Origin of the sequence: Paenibacillus sp. FSL K6-1566 (assembly GCF_038050475.1) — a bacterium.
In the GTDB taxonomy this organism is placed as follows: domain Bacteria; phylum Bacillota; class Bacilli; order Paenibacillales; family Paenibacillaceae; genus Paenibacillus_AQ; species Paenibacillus_AQ lactis.
The window spans coordinates 2,874,718-2,895,594 of record NZ_JBBOSR010000001.1 but is presented as its reverse complement, the minus strand read 5'-3'; the positions used below and the strand labels follow the sequence as shown (position 1 = coordinate 2,895,594).

Here is a 20,877-nt window from a genome sequence, read left to right as displayed (position 1 = left end):
TATGACAGTATACAGGCAGTCCCCTTTACGCGGCAAAGCCATGCCAGCCTACTTGTTTACGGGGCTCGCTTCCCGTTTAATACATTAGCAAATTCGATTCCTTCATCCCAAGCTTAGGAGGCTTTAGCCATGGACATGTTTATAGATTTGAGTATGAAACTGGTGATCAGCTTCTTCGGGTTATGGGTCATCACGTTCATTACAGGACGGAAAACGCTCAGTCAGCTAACGCCGCTTGATTTCCTGTCTTCCTTAATATTAAGCGAAATCGTAGGCAACACCTTGTACGACGACGGCGTTCACATTACGCACTTGTTATTCGCGCTGACGCTATGGACCTCGCTTTCCTACCTCTTCGAGAAGGCAACGACGCATTTCGTAAAGTTCGGTTATTTAACGGAAGGCCGGGCCGTTCTGCTCATCGACAATGGGAGACTGAACCAGAAGTGGCTCGACAAATACGATATTGAATACAAGCAGCTATTATCCATGCTTCGGCGGCAAAACATTTTCTCGCTCCAGGAGGTTAAATTTGCGATTCTGGAAACGGACGGCTCGTTGTCTGTCATGAAGAAGCCTGAATTCGAGCCTCCTTCCGCCAAGGACCTAGGCGTTTCGTCCGGGCCTGACGCCTTCACCGTAACGGTGATCGATAAAGGTAAGATCCTGGAGGAATCCATGCTGGGCCGGAGGATCGATCCCGAGCTCGTGAAGAGAAAAGCACGGGAACAAGGCTTCGAGCGCATGGATGACATCGCCTACGCCGAGTACGGCGATGACGGAGAACTCCGCATCTACTCCAAGCATGAAGTCCGGAATGGACGCCGTGACGGGTGATAAACGTAAAAAAGCCGATCCCTTGGGATCAGGCTTTTTGTTACGGAATCTTAGAAAAAGTCCATCAGCAATGTCTGCCGAACAGGAACAACCGAATCCAGCTCTGCCGCCTTTTGCGTTTCCCCTTGAATGCGGCCGGCTTTGTGCAGGGTTTGCACCCTCTTATATCCCGTTAGAATAGCGCTTAACGCCTGAATGTCCAGGGTCAGGTCAGCTTCCGCACCTTCCTTCGTCTCCAGCAATTCTGCCTCTCCCCTGCCATCGATATTGACGGATAAGCGCCACACCCCGTCGTTCCAAGGAGCGGCGGCATCCTGCACCTTGAGCGTAATTCCAACCTCCACATCCCTCATAAACGGATACTCCTCCAGAAGTGATTTCAGATCGACGATCCGTGCCATGAAATATGGGACCGTCTCTTGCGATACCCGCGGGTCCGGAAGCAGGAATGGCAGCTCGTCGTCTACAGGAACCATCTTGAGGCTTACTTGCTCAATGCGCGAATCATGATTGGCGAAGAAGGTCCACAGGGCGCTGCGGGCTTCTTCATTCAGAAAGACAAACTCATCGCATGTCAGCTCCTTGTCCTTAAGCTGGTACAATGCATAGCCCTGAGGCTCCCCGTCAGCCGAATAATAGATCACATTGTGCCCGTCATCATCCAGAACGGATTGCTTCCACCACTCTTCAGTCCGAAGCAGCGTCCCGTTATACCCGCTTGCAAATGAGCGATAGACGGAATCAAGTGCCGGCAGATCCGCCGCATCGCGAACGATCCGTCCCGGCGACTCGGTCTTAGGCGGAAATTTATGTACAGGGATGACGTATTTCTTATACTCCGCATACAGCTCCCACCCAAATTTGCGATAAAAGGGGATGGAGAACGGATGCAGGAAGGAGACCGTCTGACCCGCGTTCTTCATTTCGTTCAAAGCATGCTTCAGAAGCCTTGAAACATGGCCCTGCCTGCGGTTCTCCGGCCATGTCGCAACTCCTGCGATGCCGCCCATGTCAAAAGCCTTGCCATGAAGATATGTTCGCAGCGGCAGAATGGTCAGCTTCGCCTGCAGGTCCGCCCCATAGAAAATTCCCCAGGTCTGCTCGGGTTTGAAGCGGCTTTTCCGCTCTTCTTTCTCCTCGGGTGTCAATGTGTATTGAAATGCATATTCACCTAATGATGTGCTGGCTTCGAACTCGTCCGTTTTCAACTGTCTGATCATCATGTTATCCACCTCGCAATTTCTGGTATGCGCCTCCCAAGGGTATCGACAAGATAAAGATCTTATCATAAGGGACAGCGGGTCCGATTACTCTACTATAGCATTTACATGGCAACGAGCTACAGACACAAACTCTCTTGATTTAAGGATAATTAACAAACTTTTTGTTAGCTACTTGACATTAATAACCGACTGAGTTTATGATTATCTCATGCAACCAGGACACCAACAAAGATAAAATACAATTTCAATAATCAGGAGGGAATTACAGTGTCGAAATTGAACATCGGTATTATTTTGGGCAGCACACGTCAAGGCCGCTTGAGCCCACAGGTAGGCGAATGGGTGAAGAGCATCGCCGATCAACGCGGGGACGCGAATTATGAGATCGTAGACATCGCCGACTACAAGCTTCCGCTGTTGGGTGAGGCCGATGCGTCCGAGCAGGCAGCCGCATGGAATGCAAAGCTTGCCAGCCTCGACGGATTCGTATTCATCGTGCAAGAGTATAACCACAGTATTACAGGCGCGCTGAAAAACGCCCTCGATTACGCACGCGAAGCTTGGAATAACAAAGCTGCGGGCATCGTAAGCTACGGCTCCGTCGGCGGTGCTCGCGCTGCCGAGCATCTGCGCGGCATTTTGGGCGAATTGTCCGTTGCGGACGTTCGCATTCACGCTGCGCTGTCCTTGTTCACGGATTTCGAGAACGGAACGGTGTTTAAGCCGGCCGACCTCCATCTCACGAACGTGAACGGCATGCTGGACCAAGTGCTCGCATGGAGCGGTGCTTTGAAAACCCTGCGTCAATAATCGTTATAAGGGACTGCTGCGACATCATGGTGATGATGGCGTGCAGTCCTTTTTTATTTTTCCGGCTTACATAAGGAAATAAATAGCTGCAGAGAAGCTCATCTCAAACGGAATTAACGGCCCTCAACATCGATCCCGAAGGTTGCCTTGAAGCCCTTCTTCCCCTTCTCCGTGACGCGCACGGCCCGTGTTTTTGGCAAACGTTCGATCCATTTCAATTCGAGCATCTTCTCAAGCAAAACGCTTCCCAGCGATCCCGCCAGATGATGGCGTCTTTCGCTCCAATCCAGGCATTTATGCGAGAAGGAACGGCGCTTTGCTCTCGCCCGGTCCAGATCCAAGCGGAAATCCCTAAAGAAGGCTTCCCCTGCAGCGGTTACCTCAAATTGCTTATGGTTTTCGTCAAGAACTCCCATCTCCAATAAGGAAGTCGTCAGCTGGATTCCCAGCTTCCCCGCTAAATGATCGTAACAGGTCCTTGCGGAACGAATCGCCCGGTCTTCGTCAGCTTGCCTGAGCGATTTGATTTCCACCGGGGGCGCGATTGACAATAAGGACTCCAGCATCCGTGCGACCTCCGGGTCCCGGATGCCATAATATCGATGCCTCCCCTGCTGTTCAACGCTGACGATGCCCGCATCCGTCATTTTAGACAGATGGAAGCTCGCCGTTTGCGGTTTGATTTCCGCCATATAAGCCAGCTCGCTTGCCGGGTGAAAGCGGCCGTCGAGCATCGCGGTGAGCATGGCCGCACGCGACCCCTCGCTAACAAGCGATGCAACGATCGCCAGATTGGCGTTTGCCTGTGCCTTCATTTCATTTCTCCTCCCATGTCATCCATATTTCGATGATAATCGAAACATCCCTGGACTACAATGATTCTGGAAGAACGAAATGAATCAGGAGGAGAAACCATGCACACATCTGCAGAAAAACCGCTTATCAAGACCATTCATCCAAGCATCCTCTACTATGGTACACCCGTTATTCTTCTAACAACATTGAATGAGGACGATAGCATGAACATTTCACCTTTGTCTTCATCATGGGCGCTAGGACACTCCATCGTGCTAGGCATCGGGCTTGGGGGAAAAGCGATCGAGAACCTTAAGAATCGCCCGGAATGCGTGATTAACGTACCGGATCCTTCACTATGGGAGCAGGTTGAGAAGCTTGCTCCGTATACCGGTAAAGATCCCGTACCGGACTTCAAGCTTCGAAACGGATTCCGGCACGAAAAAGATAAGTATGGCATCGCCGGGTTGACCCCAGTCCCCTCCCTGTCGGTCACGCCTGCACGTATTCTGGAATGTCCGATACAAATTGAGGCCCGCGTCAGCAACATCCACAGCCCTGCCAATGCTTCATTATTTGCCATTGTTGAAACGGAAGCAATCCATGTGCACGCCCACGAAGATATCGTACGTGACGAGAACCACATTGATCCAAATCAATGGAGTCCGCTCATTTATAATTTTCGGCACTATTTTGGTCTTGGCGATCGGCTTGGAAAGACGTTTCGTGCGGAGACCTAAAGCGAAAGATCTACCGATGGCTGTCCTTCCAAAGCGAGGTCCCCATCCTATATGCAGCGTTCTACTTGTAGAGATCCTCTAATCAAATATGAGCGAGCCCGCTCCTGACTAGGATGCGGGCTGGTTTATATTCTTCGATGACAGGCCTTATAGTCCAAAAGGCCCGTTATGTATCAATCATACGATATTAACGAATATACGCCCCATAATCCAAAATAACCTTTCCCTTGTCATCCGGCGAAGCAAAGCGCTGCGGGTGATACTTCTCGAAGAACCACGGATTTTCTTTAAGCTTCCAGCCTAGCTCGGCCAATTGGTCCATGCATTGATTGTGGGGGCCAATGCCGTACAGCTCCCCGCTATCATCAGATCCGTGCAGCCAGCAGATGCCTACGTCACTCTCCGCAATATCGGCATGCGCATAACCTTCCGGAACTTCGGTCTCAGAGGGAAACAGCATGCCAATCCAATATTCAAACTGTCCTCCCTCCATTCGCATCATTCCGTAAGAAGCCCCTTCCGACTCCGGCAGGGGACCAAGGTTAACAAGCTCATCGAACCAACTGCTCGCGATCCATTCCCCCCACTTCTCCCCCAAGCTGCCTGCAGCATCGCGGTCCTGATCTGTATATCGTTTGCCGATCAGCCGCAGCGCCGGCAAATGCTCCTGATAAACCTTAATGACTTCAGCCGCCATCTGACCTAACAACCTCCTAATTTAGAATGGTCTCCCAATCCTTTATTTTTCGATGAAGCCTTCTCCAATTCCTGCAATAGACATCCAACTTATACATTTTTGAACAGAGAAATCTCGCGGAATCAGGCAATCGGTTACTGGCGATCAAGTCCATGATTTATTCAAACAGCAGCTCGGCGGGTATTAAGGTAGTATTCGTTCACCAGCAATGATCGCTTCCCAATTTAAATCAGCAGGAGGATTCATATGGAAACATCAAGACCGATTCCAAAAGAAGAAGGCATAGACAACAGCTTGAGCGTGCTCCGCGAAGGCTATCTCTACGTGACCAACCGGGCCATCGGCTTTCAATCCGACATTTTTGAAACACGGCTCTTAGGCGAACGCGCCATCTGTATGCGAGGCGAAGAGGCGGCCAAGCTTTTTTACGACGGGGAGAAATTTCAGCGGCATGGCGCGGCACCGAAGCGTGTGCTGAAGACCTTGTTCGGTGAAAACGGCGTGCAAACCCTTGACGGTGAGGAGCACCGGCACCGGAAAGCGATGTTTATGTCTATCATGAACCGTGATGGCCTTCTGGCTATGCGCGAGATCACTCGAAAGCAGTGGATGCTCGCTGTCGAACGCTTTGAGGAGCTGGAGCAGATTGTTATCTACGATGAAGCCAAGGAGCTTCTTTGCCGTGCTGCCTGTGAATGGGCCGGCATCCCCATTTCCGGGGAGGAGGTGAAGGAGAAGACGGAATGGCTCGGTGCCATGATTGAGTCCGCGGCTGCAATCGGCATCAAGCATCGGCGTGGAAGAATGGCCCGCTCGAAGGCAGAGCAGTGGCTGGAGGGCTTGGTGCTGGACGTGCGCGAAGGCCGAATGCATCCGGCGAACGGAACGGCCCTCTCCGTTTTTTCCAAGCATCGGGATCTGGCCGGTAATAGGCTCGACCCGAAGGTCGCAGCGGTCGAAATCCTGAATATCCTGCGTCCGATCGTAGCCGTTGCAGTCTACGTCTGCTTTACAGCACTTGCTGTCATTCAGCAGCCGGAAGAGCGCGAGAAGCTGATGTCCTCTGAGGAAGGCAAGCTTCAGCGTTTTGTTCAAGAGGTTCGAAGATTCTATCCGTTCTTCCCCTTTGTCCCCGCCCGCGCAATCCGGGATTTTACGTGGAAGGGTTATGAATTTAACAAAGGTGTGCTGACGATCCTTGACCTGTACGGAACGAATCATCATCCAAAGCTATGGGACCAGCCCGAGCTGTTCAATCCCGATCGGTTCAAGGATTGGAACGGAAGCCCGTTCAGCTTTATTCCCCAAGGCGGTGGAGATCATGATGCCGGTCACCGCTGCGCCGGTGAATGGATTACGCTCGAGATCATGAAGGAAAGCGCGGATGTTCTGGCTAACTGGATTCGGTATGAAGTGCCTTTGCAGGACCTCAGCTTCCGTTTTCATGACATGCCGTCCCTGCCGCACAGCCGCATCATCATCCGCAACGTGAAGCGTTTAAATTCGTAATCAAGAGTCTGGACGAATAATCCTCCCAATCCGTATCCATGGTACGAAGCGCTGCACGATGTCGGAGTTGTTTAGGACAAATAACTCTTGTACAACCTCCTTTGAACATGTCACAATAACAAGAGAGACTTTTGCCACAGCAACTAAACCTACAATGAATCGGAGGGTCTTGATTTGAAAACGATTAAACTTGGAAGCAGTTCGCTTGAAGTACCTGTCGTAGCCGTGGGCTGTATGCGAATAAATTCGCTGGATAAAGCGGAGGCCGAGCGTTTCGTTCTAACGGCGCTTGAGGAAGGGGCCAACTTTTTCGACCATGCCGACATTTACGGCGGCGGAGCCTGCGAGGAAATCTTCTCCGAAGCTATACATATGAGTGCGAGCGTCCGCGAGCAGATCATTCTGCAGTCGAAATGCGGGATTCGTCAAGGGATGTTCGACTTTTCGAAAGAGCATATTCTGAATTCGGTTGACGGCATTTTGAAAAGACTGAACACCGAATACCTCGATGTGCTGCTCCTGCACCGTCCGGATGCCCTTGTTGAGCCGGAAGAGGTTGCCGAAGCATTTGATCAGCTTGAGCGCTCGGGCAAAGTAAGACACTTCGGTGTATCCAATCAAAACCCGATGCAGATTCAGCTGCTGAAAAAAGCCGTGAAGCAGCCGATCGTGGCTAACCAGCTTCAGCTCAGCATCACGAATGCCACCATGATTTCAAGCGGAATCAATGTGAATATGGAGAATGAATCCGCCGTCAACCGCGACGGCAGCGTGCTGGACTTCTGCAGGCTGCATGATATTACGATTCAGCCATGGTCCCCATTCCAATACGGATTTTTCGAAGGGGTATTCTTGGGAAGCGACAAATTCCCTGAGCTGAACCGGCAGATCGATGAGATCGCAGAAAAATATGGCGTAAGCAATACAACCATCGCCATTGCCTGGCTGCTTCGCCACCCTGCCCGCATGCAGCCCGTGATCGGCACAATGAATATCGATCGCTTAAAGGACTGCATCAAGGCGAGCGATATCGTGCTGACGCGTGAGGAATGGTATGCGATCTACCGCGCGGCAGGCAATATTCTTCCATAAGCGCTAGCAGAACATAATTACGGTCAGAGCATAAACACTGTAGAACATTAGCACTGACAGCTCATAATTACAGTCAGAGCATAAGCACTGCAGTACATTAGCACTGTCAGTTCATAATTACGGTCAGAGCGCAAGCACTGCCGAATCATAAACTCTGTCAGCGTAAAAACAGCCTCCGGACCAAGCAGACCGGAGGCTGTTTTATTCCTATGAAACCCGTTGCCGGATTAAGCGCTTTTGCTTGATTGCGCTGCCGTTTTACCCAGCTTGATCGATCCCAGGCAGACTGGGATCAATACCAGCGATAGCAAGCCTCCGGCCAGCGAAAGCGTGCTGTAGCTCGTGCTGGCTGCGACCACGCCGGACAACGCGCCGCCCGAAGCGCCGGCAAGGGCAATCAGCACATCAATCGTTCCCTGCGTCTTAGCCCGGGTAGTTGGATGCGTAGCGTCAACGATCATCGCCGTTCCGCTGATCAAGCCCAGGTTCCAGCCTACGCCAAGCAAGGCGAGGGCAAGGATGAGCAGCACAAGCGAATCGGCCGGCGCGAACGCTGCCAAGATCCCGGAGATCAACAGGACCATGCCGGATGCGATGGACATGGCAAGCCGTCCCACTTTATCCACGAGATAACCGGTAATGAGCGACGGGAGATACATGGCCCCGATATGGATGCCGATCACTAAGCCGACAGCACCTAGTCCGTGACCGTGATGCTTCATGTGGACCGGCGTCATGGTCATGATGGAGATCATCACCACTTGAGTCAATATCATCACGGCTGTCCCGACCACGAGCCCCCGTTTGTTCCCGTCCCCAGTTGTTGAATCCGAAGATGGCCCAGAGCTGGTACGGTTCGCTTGAGCGATCGCTTGCGCTATAGCGTAAGGGTCGGGACGAAGCAACACCAGCAGCACCAGGCCTGCCAGTATGAATGCCGCAGCTGCTAGGATAAACGGTCCCGCTAAAGCGGGCACGCCGATCGACTCTGCGGCCCGGCCCATCACATTGACCAGATTGGGGCCGGCAACAGCGCCGAATGTCGTCGATACCATTGCCACACTGACCGCCGATGTACGCTGTGAAGGCTTAGCCAGATCCGTCCCTGCATATCTCGCTTGCAAATTAGTGGCTGTGCCTACACCGTAGATCAGCAATGAAGCAAACAGCAGAATGATGTTCTGTAAGGACGCTGCAATAATGACCCCGATTGCTCCAATCCCGCCGGCAAGGAACCCTGTTGCGAGACCCGGCCCCCGCCCGAAACGCTGACTAAGCCGTCCGACATACCAAGCACCTAGCGCGGAGCCTACCGTTATCAGTGCGGCTGGAATACCCGCAAAGCTAGCGGTTTTAAGCATTTCCTGGGCAAGCAGCGCTCCGACGGTTAAGCCTGCCGCTAGCCCCGCTCCGCCGAATATTTGCGACAGGATCACGATAATAAGCGTTCGCTTGTACAGCCGTTCTTGAAGAACGGGAGATTCTATGTACTTCTGAATCTTTGGAAGTGCTTGTTCTCTTCCAGAACGTTCCGGTAGTTTCGGCATGATCCGCTCCCCTTTCGTATGCTATTCCTCAGAATACCATAGATTTCTCTCCTCGCTACCCTGTTTTTTTCAAAAGATGTCCCCTGATGGAATCCGGCACGAAAAACAGCCTTCGGTGGTCGATGCACCCAAGGCTGTTTGGCTTTGTATGGGATCAAATTGTGTTCTTCGACCTTCCCCCGCCACCCCTGACAAATGCCGGCTGCCTGGGAGGCGTTCACAGCGAGCTGCCCCCTTTACGGTTAAAGAACCATCATGCTGATCCCTAAAAATTGCACGGAACCTATAATTTCGATAATGCCAACATTCATCGGCTTGATGACTTTTCCGGAAAACAGCCAGCTTCGGCAAAGCGGAAACAGAAACGCAGCAGCGAGCCAGGGTAAGCCGAGGATCAGAGGAACGGCCGGCGCAGCGACATGATACGCCCGCGAATAGACCGTATACCGCTTGTTCTTCCGTTCTCTGAAGACGGATTTCACGAAGAAAACGGTGCCGGCAAAATAGACCACATTCACCAGGGCTACAACCGCCAGCTCTTTACCGACAGTTCCGCCGCCAAGCATATAGGCAGCCGCACCGCCTGTGCAGAACAGCAGAATCGCGCATAGATCATTCAGAAGCGCACGCTCCTTGCGCCGTACGACATGCCATATGTTAACGGTGATCAATGCAAGCAGCACCGGGGCGAACCACAGCATCCACGGGGCATGCCAGATGACGGGAATGAGAAACACCGCTCCGGCTGCAGCGTACCCGATTCCCCAATACACCTCTGAGGTCTGTTTTTTCCTCTTGAGCGATTGTAACAATGGATACAAAGCGAAATACAGCAGCAGCCATGCCAAAAACAGCGGAACATGCAGAACGGTTGGCTTGGCCGCCGTCATTCCGATCATATAGGGGACGATGAGCATCGCCCATCCTCCGTGTTCCCGCGGTATCACGATCTTCGTTCGGTTCATCCTTCTCCCCTGCGCTTTCCAACTGATATTCGATCCTGACTCCAGGCAACAAATGTTTGAAGATACTTGCAGGTTTTCCCAAGGCTTTCGCTTCATCAAGGAATCACTGCCGCAGCGATGACGCTCCTGCCCCTACGTTGTCCGTGCCGTTGCTCGGCCCGCTGCCGCTTGTTCCGTAATGTCGCTGAATGTGCCTACATAATGAATAATATCTCCCGTTTCGTCCTTTACGGCATTGATCGTAAGCAGTTCAAGATACTCTTCCCCGTTCTTTCTGCGGTTCCAAATTTCACCCTGCCAGCTGCCCCGTTCTGCAATTTCCGTCCACATCTCGGTATAGAAGTCCTTAGATTGACGTCCGGATTTCAGGATGCTCGGATTTCTCCCGACCACCTCTTCCTCGGTATATCCCGTCAGCGCAGTGAATGCTGGATTGACCGCATGGATTTTTCCATTCGGATCCGTGACAAGAATGCCTTGGCCTGTCGAGTTAAACACCTTCGAGGAGACCGAAAGTTTGTCCTGAAAGTACATCCAGACGACGATGATAAAGCTGGCGAGGGCTACTTGAGATAAGGCCATGAATCCGATCGCATACTGACCCGTAACCGAATGGATGAACGACAGCATCAGCGGCGGAAAGAAACCGCCGAGACCGCCCATCATGGACACGATGCCGTTCACGATCCCGGCCTGCTTGTTGAAATACAGCGGAACCAGCTTGAAGATGATTCCGTTTCCCAGTCCCGCACCGACCGCAATCGTTAAACAACCGACGGTATATAAACCGATCGACGGAGAGAATGCCAAAAGGATCGCAGCAACCGTAAGTCCGATAAACACGCCCATCAGCAGGAACAGCGGTTTGAATTTGTCGGCAAGAAAGCCGCCGATCGGCCGCATCAATGTTGCAAGCAAAATGAATCCTGCAGTGCGGAGTCCCGCATCGACCTTGGCAAGCTCGAAATGCGTGACCAAGAAGTTCGGCAGGTAGACGGTAAATGCGACAAATGAACCGAAGGTAATAAAATAAAAGAGCGAGAAATACCACAGCTTGTCGTTCTTGTACACGCCCCGAATCTGTTCCATGATCGGTGTCCGAACCATGACTTCCTTGCGGTCTCCCAAGAACACGTTCAACCCCGCAAAGATTAGCAGCAGAACCAGATACAGTTTCACCGTTTTCGACCAGCCGATCTGCGTGGCAATCACCGGTGCGGCAAAAGTCGTTACGGCGGTGCCCAGGTTGCCCATGCCGTAAATGCCGTTCACCAGCCCAAGCTTTTCTTTGGCATAATATTTGGGAAGCGAGGTGACGCCGACGGAGAATACGGCGCCGCCGATGCCGAGGAACAGCCCTCCGATCACAAGATGGGTAAACGTGGAAGCCGAGCTGATAAGATATACCGGAAATAAAAGCGCGATAAAGCTGACGATGAATACAACTCTTGCCCCGACGATATTGGCATAATAGCCGAGCGGAATGCGCAGCACGGAGCCCAGCACCACCGGAATGGCCGTCAGGATGGCAACGCGGTCAGCAGGAACCGGAATATCCTCGCGGATAAACGGCAGCAGCGCGGATATGATCACCCATACCATAAAACCGAGCACCAGATTCATCGTTTGCAGCGGCAGCTGCATTTTTTTGATCATCCCCATCACCTTTTCTCTCGAAAAATGAATGGCTTTCGTATCATGGATCCCCAATTCCATTGTAAGTGCATGTATTCACAAAGATAATAGGGAAGTTCCCTGATCCTTGACAAGGAACTTCCCTATTCATAGGCAGATGGTTTCCCTTCGACGGCTAATGTCCGTAGCAGTATCAGAAATCCAGCAGCTTCTTCTTGAGCGCATATTCAACCAGCTGGGGCCGGCTCTTTAAATTGAGCTTCTCCATAATTTTCGCTTTGTGCGCCTCTACCGTCTTCACGGATACATACAGCATCTCCGCGATCTCTTTATTCCCGTAACCCTTGGCAATCAAAGGCAAAATCTCAAGCTCCCGCTGCGAAAGACTGCTAAGCGGATCCTGCTCGGGACTTTCGCTGTCCTTCTTGATAAATTCCCGCACCAGTGAAGTTGCCATCTGCGGATGAATGTACGTGCCTCCGGCGTAGACCATCCGTATGGCGGAGATCAGCTCATCATCCGGCGCGTTCTTGAGAACATATCCAGACGCGCCGTTCTTCAACACATGAAACAGATAATCCTCATCGTCGTACATGGTCAGAACGATAATCTTGGTGTCTGGATAATCGGCACTGATTTTGCCGGTTGCGATAAGTCCGCTCTCGCCAGGCGGCATGCTCAGGTCCATCAACAGCACATCGGGCCTGTGTTTGGCTACCATCGCGTATGCTTCCAGCCCGTCCGCTGCCGTAGCTACAACCTCCATGTCCTCTTGATAGTTGATAATCATCGAGAACCCGCTGCGAACGACGGCATGGTCGTCGGCAATGACAATCTTCATGAACGGTCCCCCTCCTGCATTACATCTTGAGACAGTGGTACACTGAGCTGCACCGTTGTGCCTGCGCCTGCCGACGAAGTCAGCGTAAACTGCCCGCCAACCAGCTCCGCGCGCTCCCTCATGCCGTACAATCCGAGCCCGGTCCCTTGCGCCTCGTTAATAAACATATTAAAGCCGACGCCCTCATCCCGGACGGTCAGCTGAAGCACCCCATTCTCCTCCCACAGCCGCACATGAACCTCATCCAGCCCGGAATACTTTAGCGCATTAAGCACGGCCTCCTGGCATACCCGGTAAACGACGGTCTCGATTTCGTTGCTGTACCGGGCTGCCGCAAGCTCGGCGGAAAAATGCACAAGCAGGCCATAATTCTTCTCCATCCATTTAAAGTGCGATCTGAACGCAGCTTCGAGGCCCAGATCGTCCAGCGATGCGGGACGAAGCTCTACCGATAAATGCCGAATATCGTCCAGCAGCCGCGTCAAGGACTGCTCCGTCTGCTGGATTTTATTGAGCACATCATCGCTTACGTTCATGTATTTCAGCACGCGCAAATCCACCAGGGAGCTGAGGAGCTCCTGCGCGACGCTGTCATGCAGCTCACGGGAAATCCGCTTGCGTTCATCCTCCTGGGCTTTGATCACGTATTTCAGCATATGGTTACGCTGCAGCATTTCCTGCGTCTTCAGCTGTTTGGTAAGATCAAGCAGCATCAATACGCGGATGCCCTGTTCTTCGTCGATCGTATGATAGCTTGCCGCGAACGGCACGATGCCTTCGTCCCTTGTCCTTAGATATACTTGAAAGGAAGAAAACTCTCCCTTAGGATAATTCAAATAGCATCGGGAGCAGGACATCAGCTCCTGTTCATCCGTGTATCCCTCGCAGGTTTGACAGAACGAGTCGTCAATCCCCGACTGAATCCGCTCAATGACATCGACCTCCAGAATCCGCTCGGCAGCCGGATTCATGCCGACAACGCCGCCTTTTTGATCCATAAAGAAGATGGCTTCCGTACCGTTCCGGTACAGCTTATCCAGCATTTCGCTCAATCGATCCCCGGTCATGGTAATCAAGTCTGCGACACCTCCCTGATCCGAAAAGCTCCAAACGTCACCCCGAGCTGCTCCCGGAAATCGTTAAAAACCGCCGGATTCATCCGGTTCTCCTCCCGGAACCCGGCCAGCAAAACGCCCATTACCCGGGCCTCCACCCACAGCGGAAGGGCCCCCAGACTCTTGAGCTTCTCGGCGGCAATGATCGGAAAATTAAATAAGTCGCGTGCACCAATATCGGCGTTAACGTTTTGAATGAGCATCGATTTTCCGGTCTTGAACACAATTCCGGCGACGCCTTTGCCCGAATGGAGCACGATCCGTTTAAACCGCTCATTGTGATTGCCTGAAGCATACTGCCACGTCAGCACAAACCGGTCTTCGGCAGGCTGGACGAGCGCTAGCGACACGAAATCGAATTGAAACCGATCCCGCAGCCTATCGATTTCCAGCTGATAATCATAGCCAGACTGTTCTATTACCGTCATAGCCCTAACTCCTCTGATGTAGAAAAGAAGGCCGCAAAGCCTTCTCTCGTCTACGATTCATATTTACGGTGCTTCCTATAAAGGATATATCTTCTTCCGACATAATTCAACGGAACGCTCCAGACATGGACAAGACGGGTGAACGGCCATAAAGCGAAAATACCGAGCCCGGCCAGAATGTGGATTTTGAAAGACAAAGGCACCTCTGTCATTAGTGACGCATCCGGACGAAGGACGAACAATTGGCGGAACCATACCGATATCGTCTCCCGGTAATTGAAATCCGGCTCCACTGCATTCGTAACGAGCGTACTATACATCCCCATAATAATGATGAACAGCAGCAGCACATTGACGATCAGATCCGACGCCGTGCTGAGCTTCCGAACGCTTCGCATCGTAAACCTGCGCGATGTCAGCAGAACCATGCCTGCCAATGTCAGCATGCCGAAAGCGCCGCCGACATACACCGCTCCGATATGGTACAAATGCTCATTAACGCCGACCGCCTCCATCCAGGACTGGGGGATGCCGAGTCCCGCGACATGTCCCCCGATGACCGGGATGATGCCCAGATGGAACATCAGGCTGCCTGCTTTCAGCCGCTTCTTCTCGATAAACTCGCTGGATTTGGCCGTCCAGTTAAACTGATCGGTCCGGTATCTGTAGATATGTCCGACAATAAAGACCACGATGCAGACATAAGGGACAATGACCCACAAGAGCTGATCCATCATGTTCATCCGAGCTCCGCCTCCTGAATCGTGCACATTTTGAGCGTGTCGCGAAGCGCACGTATTAATCCGGAGTACGGGCTGTCCAGCCGATCCAGCTCCTTCAACAGATGATACGTTCCGTCCTCCAAGACCGCCAGCATAAGGGACAGGCTCTCCGTCGCTTCCTTCCTGTGCCCTTCCCACCGGGCGGCATATAGAAATTCACACATCAGGGGCAGATAATCCGAGAGCTCGGAGCTGGCTATTTCCAGACCGAACAGCTCGTAGGTCTCCTTTAGCCTGACAAGCATTTGCCCCCGCTCCCTGCTGTCCTCCATCTTGAAATAGGTCATGTACAGGGTCGTCTTTTTTTGAAAGTCAAACGTCTGAACATACAATTCTTCAATCTGCTCCAAGCTGAACTCATGCATGCTGTCCCAATATCGCTTGATTGAAGCATAAGCCGGGTGGCCCGCATCCCAGGCCTCCTCCAAGAGCGAAGGGTGAAAGTCCAGTTTATCCGGATAGGTGAGATGCCGTGCAAAAAAACCGAATGACGGTTGCTGCATCTGGAGCTTATCAAGATCAATCACGCCATATCCCCCCGTAGAAGTTTTCTTCATACAACTCCTTGCCGCTCTTATCGAAAGGATTATCCGGCCCGCAGCCCGACTCAAAGCCTTCAAATCCCTGTGAGCGGTACACGTCCAGATGCTGCTCCTTATGCGAGGTTGGGATGACAAACCGGTCTTCGTATTTTGCGATAGCCAGCAAGCGGTACATTTCCTTCACCTGCTGCGTGGTAAGCCCTACCCGCTCCAATCGGCTGTCATCGTATTCGGCTCCCGAGGATTCGGCCCGCATGTAGGAACGCATCATCGCCATTCGCTGCAGCGCTCCTTTGACTACGGCGGTATCTCCTGCCGTCAGCAGGTTCGCTAAATATTGGATCGGCGTGCGCATTTCCTCGATCGCCGGAAAGATCAGATCCGGATTCGCTACGGAATCCTTGCCCTCAAACACATTCATAATCGGACTAAGCGGCGGAACATACCATACCATCGGCAATGTCCGATATTCCGGGTGAAGCGGGAATGCCAGCTTGTATTCGATTGCGAGCTTATACACCGGGGATTGCTGCGCCGCCTCGATCCACTCTTCGGCGATCCCGTCCGCCCGCGCCTGCCGGATGACCCCAGGATCGTGCGGATCCAAGAACAAACTGCACTGCGCTTCGTATAAATCCTGCTCGTCGGGAGTAGACGCGACTTCCTGAACTCGGTCTGCGTCATAGAGCAGCACGCCCAGATAACGAATCCGCCCGGTGCACGTTTCGGAGCATACCGTCGGCAGTCCAGCCTCGATTCTAGGAAAGCAGAAGGTGCATTTCTCCGCCTTGTTCGTTTTCCAGTTGAAGTAGACTTTTTTGTACGGACAGCCTGTCATGCAATATCTCCAGCCCCGGCATGCTTCCTGGTCCACCAGCACGATGCCGTCCTCATCGCGCTTGTACATCGCTCCGGACGGGCAGGAAGCGACGCAGCTTGGGTTCAGGCAGTGCTCGCACAGGCGGGGCAAATACACCATGAACGATTGCTCGAAGTTGAACTTGATTTCTTCTTCGATCTTCTCAATATTCGGATCCAGCGGCCCCGTTACATGGGCACCAGCCAAATCGTCTTCCCAGTTCGGTCCCCATTCCAAATCCATCGTCTCACCTGTCACGGCCGATTTCGGCCGGGCGACCGGCTGATGCTTCTTCTCCCCCGATGCGGTCAGATGCTCATAGTTATAAGTCCAAGGCTCATAATAGTCCTTCATTTCCGGCATATCGGGATTGTAGAAGATTTTGCCGAGCGCGATTTTGGACAATCTGCTGCCGGATTTGAGCTCCAGCTTGCCTTTGTTCAGCGTCCAGCCGCCTTTGTATTTCTCCTGATCCTCCCAGCGGAAGGGGTAACCGACGCCGAGCTTCGTCTCCACATTGTTGAACCACATATATTCAGCGCCCGGTCTATTGGTCCAGGTGCTCTTGCAAGTCACGCTGCAGGTGTGGCAGCCGATGCATTTATCCAAATTCATGACCATGGCGACCTGTGCTTTAATTTTCAAGCCAATCCACCTCTTTCATTTTGCGGACAGCCACGTACACATCCCGCTGATTTCCGATCGGTCCGTAATAGTTGAAGCCATAGCTGAGCTGCGCGTAGCCTCCCACCATCTGGGTCGGCTTCACGTGAATCCGCGTGGGCGCATTATGACTGCCGCCGCGGTCCTTCGTAATCTCCGAGCCCGGCACATTGATGTGCTTATCCTGGGCGTGGTACATGTACATCGTGCCCTTCGGCATCCGGTGGCTGACAACCGCCCGTGCGGTAACGACCCCGTTACGGTTGTATACCTCGAGCCAATCGTTGTCCTGAATATCATGAGCATCCGCGTCATCATTGTTGATCCATACCGTCGGCCCGCCGCGGAAAAGCGTCAGCATATGCAGATTATCCTGATAGGTGCTGTGAATGTTCCACTTCCCGTGCGGTGTTAGATACCGGAGAACAAGTGCATCCTTCCCGCCGGCGACCTGCTTGTCGCGGGGACCCATCACCATCGGCGGAAGCGTCGGCTTGTAGACCGGCAGCGCTTCGCCGAACTGCAGAAACAGCTCATGGTCGATGTAATAGTGCTGTCTTCCTGTTAGCGTACGGAATGGAACCAAACGTTCGATATTCGTCGTAAACGGCGAGTATCTCCTGCCCATTTTGTTGGAACCGCTGAACACCGGGGTCGGGATGACCTCGCGCGGCTGAGCGGTTATGCTCTGGAAGGTGATTCGCTCTGCTGCCCGGTCTGCGGAAATATCCTTCAGCTTGATGCCGGTGTCTTCCTCCATCGCCTCCCAAGCTCGCTGGGAAACCCTCCCGTTCGTGGCTGATGATATATTCAGGATGACATCCGCTGCGTGCCGGGCCGTGTACAGTTTGGGCAGCCCATCCTTGATCGTTCCATCCTGGTACGTCCCGTTGATTCGTTTCAGCTCGTCGAATTCCTCAGCCACCGGGAAGCTCACGCCGTGGGCGCCGACCTTGCCGGCGGCCAAGTTCGGACCAAGCGTGATAAATTTATCGTAAATTTGCGTATAATCACGTTCGACCACCGTCAAATTCGGCATCGTTATTCCCGGTATCGCCTGGGCCTCACCGGCCTTCCAATCCTTAACCATACCGAATGGCTGCGAGATTTCCCCTTTGCTGTCATGGGCAAGCGGAGTAGCAACCAGATCCTTGTACACGCCCGGCAGATGGGTCTTGGCCATCTCCGAGAAATCTTTGGCGATCGTTCGATAAATGTCCCAGTCCGAACGCGATTCCCAGAGCGGGTCTACCGCAGGATTAAACGGATGGACGAATGGATGCATATCCGTTGAGGATAAATCCGTCTTCTCATACCAGGTTGCTGCAGGGAGCACCACGTCTGCGTACATCGGCGTGGCTGTCATTCGGAAATCAAGCGCAACAAGCAGATCCAGCTTGCCCTCCACATCGCCATGCCACGCCACTTCCTCCGGCTTTTCTTCTTCATTCGGCTCCGACAGAAGATTGTCGGAGGCGCCCAGCAGGTGCTTCATGAAGTATTCCTGACCTTTTGCCGAGCTGGATATCAGATTTGAACGCCATACGAACAGCGAGCGGGGGAAGTTCTCCGGAGCATCGGGATCCTCAATCGCAAATCGCGTCTCACCTTTAACCAGCTGATCAAGCGCATGCCGAACGATCTCATCAGCTGTGCTCTTCCCTTCTCTCTCCGCCTCTTCCGCAAAAGCAAGGCTGCTCTTGTTAAACTGCGGATAGGAAGGCAGCCACCCGAGCCGTGCAGCCAATACGTTATAATCAGCAGGATGGCGGTACCGGATATCCCCGCCGGTCGGGGATTTCAGCGCATCCGCCCCCGACTCCTCATATTTCCACTGGTCGGTGGCGAAATAGAAGAAGGAGGTCGCATTCTGCTGGCGCGGAGGTCCTTGCCAGTCTTTGGCGAAGGCGACAGTCGACCAGCCCTCGATCGGCCGGCATTTCTCCTGGCCTACATAATGCGCCCAGCCCCCGCCATTCACTCCCTGGGATGCCGTAAGGATCACCAGATTCAAGATGGAGCGATATATCGTGTCGCTGTTGAACCAATGGTTGATCCCGGCCCCCATGATAATCATGGACCGGCCGCCGGTATCCAGCGCGTTCTGGGCGAATTCGCGGGCGATCTGAATGACGACCGAGGCTTTTACACCAGTGATCGCCTCCTGCCATGCCGGCGTATAATACGAGCTTGCATCCTCGTAATTTGCCGCCTCGAGCTCGCTCCCGACCCGCCGGATTCCATACTGGCTGAGCATCAAGTCATAGACAGTCGTCGCGAGACATGTTGTTCCATCGGCCAAACGCACCGTCCTTGCAGGAATCATCCGTTCGAATATCCCGCTGCCGCTGGAATCGAAATAGGGAAAACAAATGTTATGCCAATCCGCATTATGACCTTCCATCGAAAGAGCCGGTTCGATTCGTGTCCCGTCTTCCCGCTCCAGCATTAAATTCCATTTCTCTCCCTGCTCCCAGCGCTGGCCAATCGTGCCGTTCGGGACGATGATTTCACCCGTTTCCGCGTCCAGAATAACCGGCTTCCACTCGGCATTCGGCGAGGCGTCTCCCAGATCGCTTGCCCGCAAGAAACGTCCGGCTTTCAAGCTGTCTCCATGCGCATCGAGCATGATCAAGAACGGCATGTCGGTATACTGCTTCGCATAATTCAGGAACATCGGCTCCGCGCGCTCCCGATAATATTCGTTTAAGATAACATGCGTCATTGCCTGGGCAAGAGCTGCGTCCGTTCCAGGATTCGGTGCGAGCCAGTTATCGGCGAATTTCACATTCTCCGCGTAATCCGGAGCCACGGACACGACCTTAGTTCCCTTGTAACGCACCTCGGTCATAAAGTGTGCATCCGGCGTCCGGGTCAACGGCACATTGGAGCCCCACATGATGAGGTAGCCGGCATTGTACCAATCGCTGGACTCCGGAACGTCGGTCTGCTCCCCCCAGATTTGCGGCGAGGCGGGCGGAAGATCCGCATACCAATCATAAAAGCTGAGCATTTCTCCGCCCAGCAAGGAAATAAACCGGGCTCCTGACGCATAACTGATCATCGACATCGCCGGAATCGGGGTAAATCCGGCAATCCGGTCGGGGCCGTATTTACGAATTGTATAGATCAGCTGTGCGGAGATGAGCTTTGTTGCATCCGGCCAAGTTACGCGCACATGCCCTCCTTTTCCTCGAGCCTGCTTGTAAGCCTTGGCTTGATCCGGGTCCTCCACAATGCTGGCCCAAGCCGCAACCGGATCCTCGTGCAACTCCAAAGCCTTGCTCCACATCCGCCAAAGCTTACCTCGGATATAAGGGTATTTAATTCGAAGCGGACTGTACTCATACCATGAGAATGAGGCACCACGCGGACAGCCTCGCGGCTCAAATTCCGGCATATCCGGACCGCATGACGGATAATCGATCTGCTGGTTCTCCCAGGTAATGATTCCGTTCTTCACGAACACCTTCCAGCTGCAGGAGCCGGTACAGTTTACGCCGTGGGTCGTCCGAACGACCTTATCGTGCGACCAGCGCTTGCGGTACATATCCTCCCATTCCCGGCTTTTCTCTTCCAGGACGGACCAATTGTCCGAGTAGCTCTCCACTCTTTTGAAGAATGTCAGTCCCGATTTGCGTTTCATAGGACGCGTCAACTCCTTCTGCTTGAATGACCATGGTTGGGGAATCCATGTATCGTCCATTCGTATGCATTCATTATGCAGGTATCGCTGGAGGCATCCTACTAGGGAAACTCCTATATTCGCAGGGGAAATCCCTGGTCATGCTGGCGGC

At 53.0% G+C, this 20,877-nt stretch carries 18 protein-coding genes; 5 read left to right on the top strand and 13 right to left on the bottom strand.

All coding sequences use genetic code 11. The annotated features are described in order from the left end of the window. The first annotated feature begins 129 nt into the window (after positions 1-129). Positions 130-837: a YetF domain-containing protein gene (locus tag NST08_RS12725; RefSeq protein ID WP_007130313.1), complete on the top strand. Its 708-nt coding sequence runs from the start codon at positions 130-132 to the stop codon at positions 835-837. 50 nt (positions 838-887) lie between these two features. Here the strand turns inward: NST08_RS12725 and NST08_RS12720 are convergent, their stop codons facing one another. Then, on the bottom strand, positions 888-2,060 hold the full coding sequence (locus NST08_RS12720) for a GNAT family N-acetyltransferase (protein ID WP_341341816.1): 1,173 nt from the start codon (positions 2,058-2,060) through the stop codon (positions 888-890). A 267-nt stretch (positions 2,061-2,327) separates the two neighbouring features. On the opposite strand from NST08_RS12720, the gene NST08_RS12715 reads away from it, so the two are divergent. Further along, entirely contained in the window at positions 2,328-2,870 is a 543-nt protein-coding gene (locus NST08_RS12715; protein ID WP_007130315.1) for an NADPH-dependent FMN reductase, read from the top strand. Between the two features lie 113 nt (positions 2,871-2,983). On the opposite strand, the gene NST08_RS12710 is transcribed toward NST08_RS12715, so the two are convergent. Next, complete coding sequence (locus tag NST08_RS12710) at positions 2,984-3,685, bottom strand: ArsR/SmtB family transcription factor (RefSeq protein WP_341341815.1); 702 nt, start codon at positions 3,683-3,685, stop codon at positions 2,984-2,986. A 99-nt stretch (positions 3,686-3,784) separates the two neighbouring features. Here NST08_RS12710 and NST08_RS12705 point away from each other — a divergent pair, with 99 nt between their 5' ends. Beyond that, on the top strand, positions 3,785-4,405 hold the full coding sequence (locus NST08_RS12705; RefSeq protein WP_341341814.1) for a flavin reductase family protein: 621 nt from the start codon (positions 3,785-3,787) through the stop codon (positions 4,403-4,405). Positions 4,406-4,592: 187 nt separating this feature from the next. On the opposite strand, the gene NST08_RS12700 is transcribed toward NST08_RS12705, so the two are convergent. Further along, on the bottom strand, positions 4,593-5,102 hold the full coding sequence (locus NST08_RS12700) for a GyrI-like domain-containing protein (protein ID WP_341341813.1): 510 nt from the start codon (positions 5,100-5,102) through the stop codon (positions 4,593-4,595). A 246-nt stretch (positions 5,103-5,348) separates the two neighbouring features. On the opposite strand from NST08_RS12700, the gene NST08_RS12695 reads away from it, so the two are divergent. Further along, positions 5,349-6,611 carry a cytochrome P450 gene (locus NST08_RS12695; protein ID WP_341341812.1) on the top strand — a complete coding sequence of 421 codons (1,263 nt, stop codon included), beginning with the start codon at positions 5,349-5,351 and terminating at the stop codon, positions 6,609-6,611. A 174-nt stretch (positions 6,612-6,785) separates the two neighbouring features. Further along, entirely contained in the window at positions 6,786-7,703 is a 918-nt protein-coding gene (locus NST08_RS12690) for an aldo/keto reductase (protein ID WP_341341811.1), read from the top strand. A 227-nt stretch (positions 7,704-7,930) separates the two neighbouring features. On the opposite strand, the gene NST08_RS12685 is transcribed toward NST08_RS12690, so the two are convergent. The 10 genes from NST08_RS12685 to NST08_RS12640 all read right to left on the bottom strand — a co-directional run bounded on the left by NST08_RS12685 (position 7,931) and on the right by NST08_RS12640 (position 20,726). Further along, positions 7,931-9,250 (bottom strand): MFS transporter, encoded by a 1,320-nt coding sequence (locus NST08_RS12685; RefSeq protein WP_341341810.1) that lies wholly within the window; start codon positions 9,248-9,250, stop codon positions 7,931-7,933. A 242-nt stretch (positions 9,251-9,492) separates the two neighbouring features. Then, the gene (locus NST08_RS12680; RefSeq protein ID WP_341341809.1) at positions 9,493-10,215 is read right to left on the bottom strand and encodes a YwiC-like family protein; all 723 of its coding nucleotides are present in this window, start codon (positions 10,213-10,215) and stop codon (positions 9,493-9,495) included. A 132-nt stretch (positions 10,216-10,347) separates the two neighbouring features. Then, positions 10,348-11,871 carry a nitrate/nitrite transporter gene (locus NST08_RS12675; protein WP_341341808.1) on the bottom strand — a complete coding sequence of 508 codons (1,524 nt, stop codon included), beginning with the start codon at positions 11,869-11,871 and terminating at the stop codon, positions 10,348-10,350. A gap of 172 nt (positions 11,872-12,043) precedes the next feature. After that, positions 12,044-12,691 (bottom strand): response regulator transcription factor, encoded by a 648-nt coding sequence (locus NST08_RS12670; RefSeq protein WP_213616863.1) that lies wholly within the window; start codon positions 12,689-12,691, stop codon positions 12,044-12,046. Next, positions 12,688-13,767 carry a sensor histidine kinase gene (locus tag NST08_RS12665; RefSeq protein ID WP_028405544.1) on the bottom strand — a complete coding sequence of 360 codons (1,080 nt, stop codon included), beginning with the start codon at positions 13,765-13,767 and terminating at the stop codon, positions 12,688-12,690. Before NST08_RS12665 ends, NST08_RS12670 begins: the two co-directional genes overlap by 4 nt. Then, positions 13,764-14,234 (bottom strand): GAF domain-containing protein, encoded by a 471-nt coding sequence (locus tag NST08_RS12660; RefSeq protein WP_028405543.1) that lies wholly within the window; start codon positions 14,232-14,234, stop codon positions 13,764-13,766. The genes NST08_RS12665 and NST08_RS12660 overlap by 4 nt, the downstream gene beginning before the upstream one ends. A 50-nt stretch (positions 14,235-14,284) precedes the next feature. Next, positions 14,285-14,977: a respiratory nitrate reductase subunit gamma gene (narI, locus tag NST08_RS12655; protein ID WP_341341807.1), complete on the bottom strand. Its 693-nt coding sequence runs from the start codon at positions 14,975-14,977 to the stop codon at positions 14,285-14,287. Continuing rightward, on the bottom strand, positions 14,974-15,543 hold the full coding sequence (gene narJ / locus NST08_RS12650) for a nitrate reductase molybdenum cofactor assembly chaperone (RefSeq protein WP_340900722.1): 570 nt from the start codon (positions 15,541-15,543) through the stop codon (positions 14,974-14,976). The genes narI and narJ overlap by 4 nt, the downstream gene beginning before the upstream one ends. Then, a complete protein-coding gene (gene narH, locus NST08_RS12645) occupies positions 15,536-17,062 on the bottom strand; it encodes a nitrate reductase subunit beta (RefSeq protein WP_341341806.1) in 1,527 nt (508 codons plus the stop codon). Before narH ends, narJ begins: the two co-directional genes overlap by 8 nt. Then, on the bottom strand, positions 17,052-20,726 hold the full coding sequence (locus NST08_RS12640) for a nitrate reductase subunit alpha (protein WP_213616865.1): 3,675 nt from the start codon (positions 20,724-20,726) through the stop codon (positions 17,052-17,054). The genes narH and NST08_RS12640 overlap by 11 nt, the downstream gene beginning before the upstream one ends. Positions 20,727-20,877: the final 151 nt, after the last annotated feature.

Bases quoted from the DNA above. Each gene is read 5' to 3' on its own strand.
- NST08_RS12675 (WP_341341808.1), bottom strand. From the start codon at position 11,871: ATGATCAAAAAAATGCAGCTGCCGCTGCAAACGATGAATCTGGTGCTC.
- NST08_RS12695 (WP_341341812.1), top strand. From the start codon at position 5,349: ATGGAAACATCAAGACCGATTCCAAAAGAAGAAGGCATAGACAACAGC.
- NST08_RS12700 (WP_341341813.1), bottom strand. From the start codon at position 5,102: ATGGCGGCTGAAGTCATTAAGGTTTATCAGGAGCATTTGCCGGCGCTG.
- NST08_RS12680 (WP_341341809.1), bottom strand. From the start codon at position 10,215: ATGAACCGAACGAAGATCGTGATACCGCGGGAACACGGAGGATGGGCG.
- narI (WP_341341807.1), bottom strand. From the start codon at position 14,977: ATGAACATGATGGATCAGCTCTTGTGGGTCATTGTCCCTTATGTCTGC.
- NST08_RS12640 (WP_213616865.1), bottom strand. From the start codon at position 20,726: ATGAAACGCAAATCGGGACTGACATTCTTCAAAAGAGTGGAGAGCTAC.
- NST08_RS12705 (WP_341341814.1), top strand. From the start codon at position 3,785: ATGCACACATCTGCAGAAAAACCGCTTATCAAGACCATTCATCCAAGC.
- NST08_RS12670 (WP_213616863.1), bottom strand. From the start codon at position 12,691: ATGAAGATTGTCATTGCCGACGACCATGCCGTCGTTCGCAGCGGGTTC.
- NST08_RS12725 (WP_007130313.1), top strand. From the start codon at position 130: ATGGACATGTTTATAGATTTGAGTATGAAACTGGTGATCAGCTTCTTC.
- NST08_RS12660 (WP_028405543.1), bottom strand. From the start codon at position 14,234: ATGACGGTAATAGAACAGTCTGGCTATGATTATCAGCTGGAAATCGAT.
- NST08_RS12720 (WP_341341816.1), bottom strand. From the start codon at position 2,060: ATGATGATCAGACAGTTGAAAACGGACGAGTTCGAAGCCAGCACATCA.
- NST08_RS12685 (WP_341341810.1), bottom strand. From the start codon at position 9,250: ATGCCGAAACTACCGGAACGTTCTGGAAGAGAACAAGCACTTCCAAAG.
- NST08_RS12710 (WP_341341815.1), bottom strand. From the start codon at position 3,685: ATGAAGGCACAGGCAAACGCCAATCTGGCGATCGTTGCATCGCTTGTT.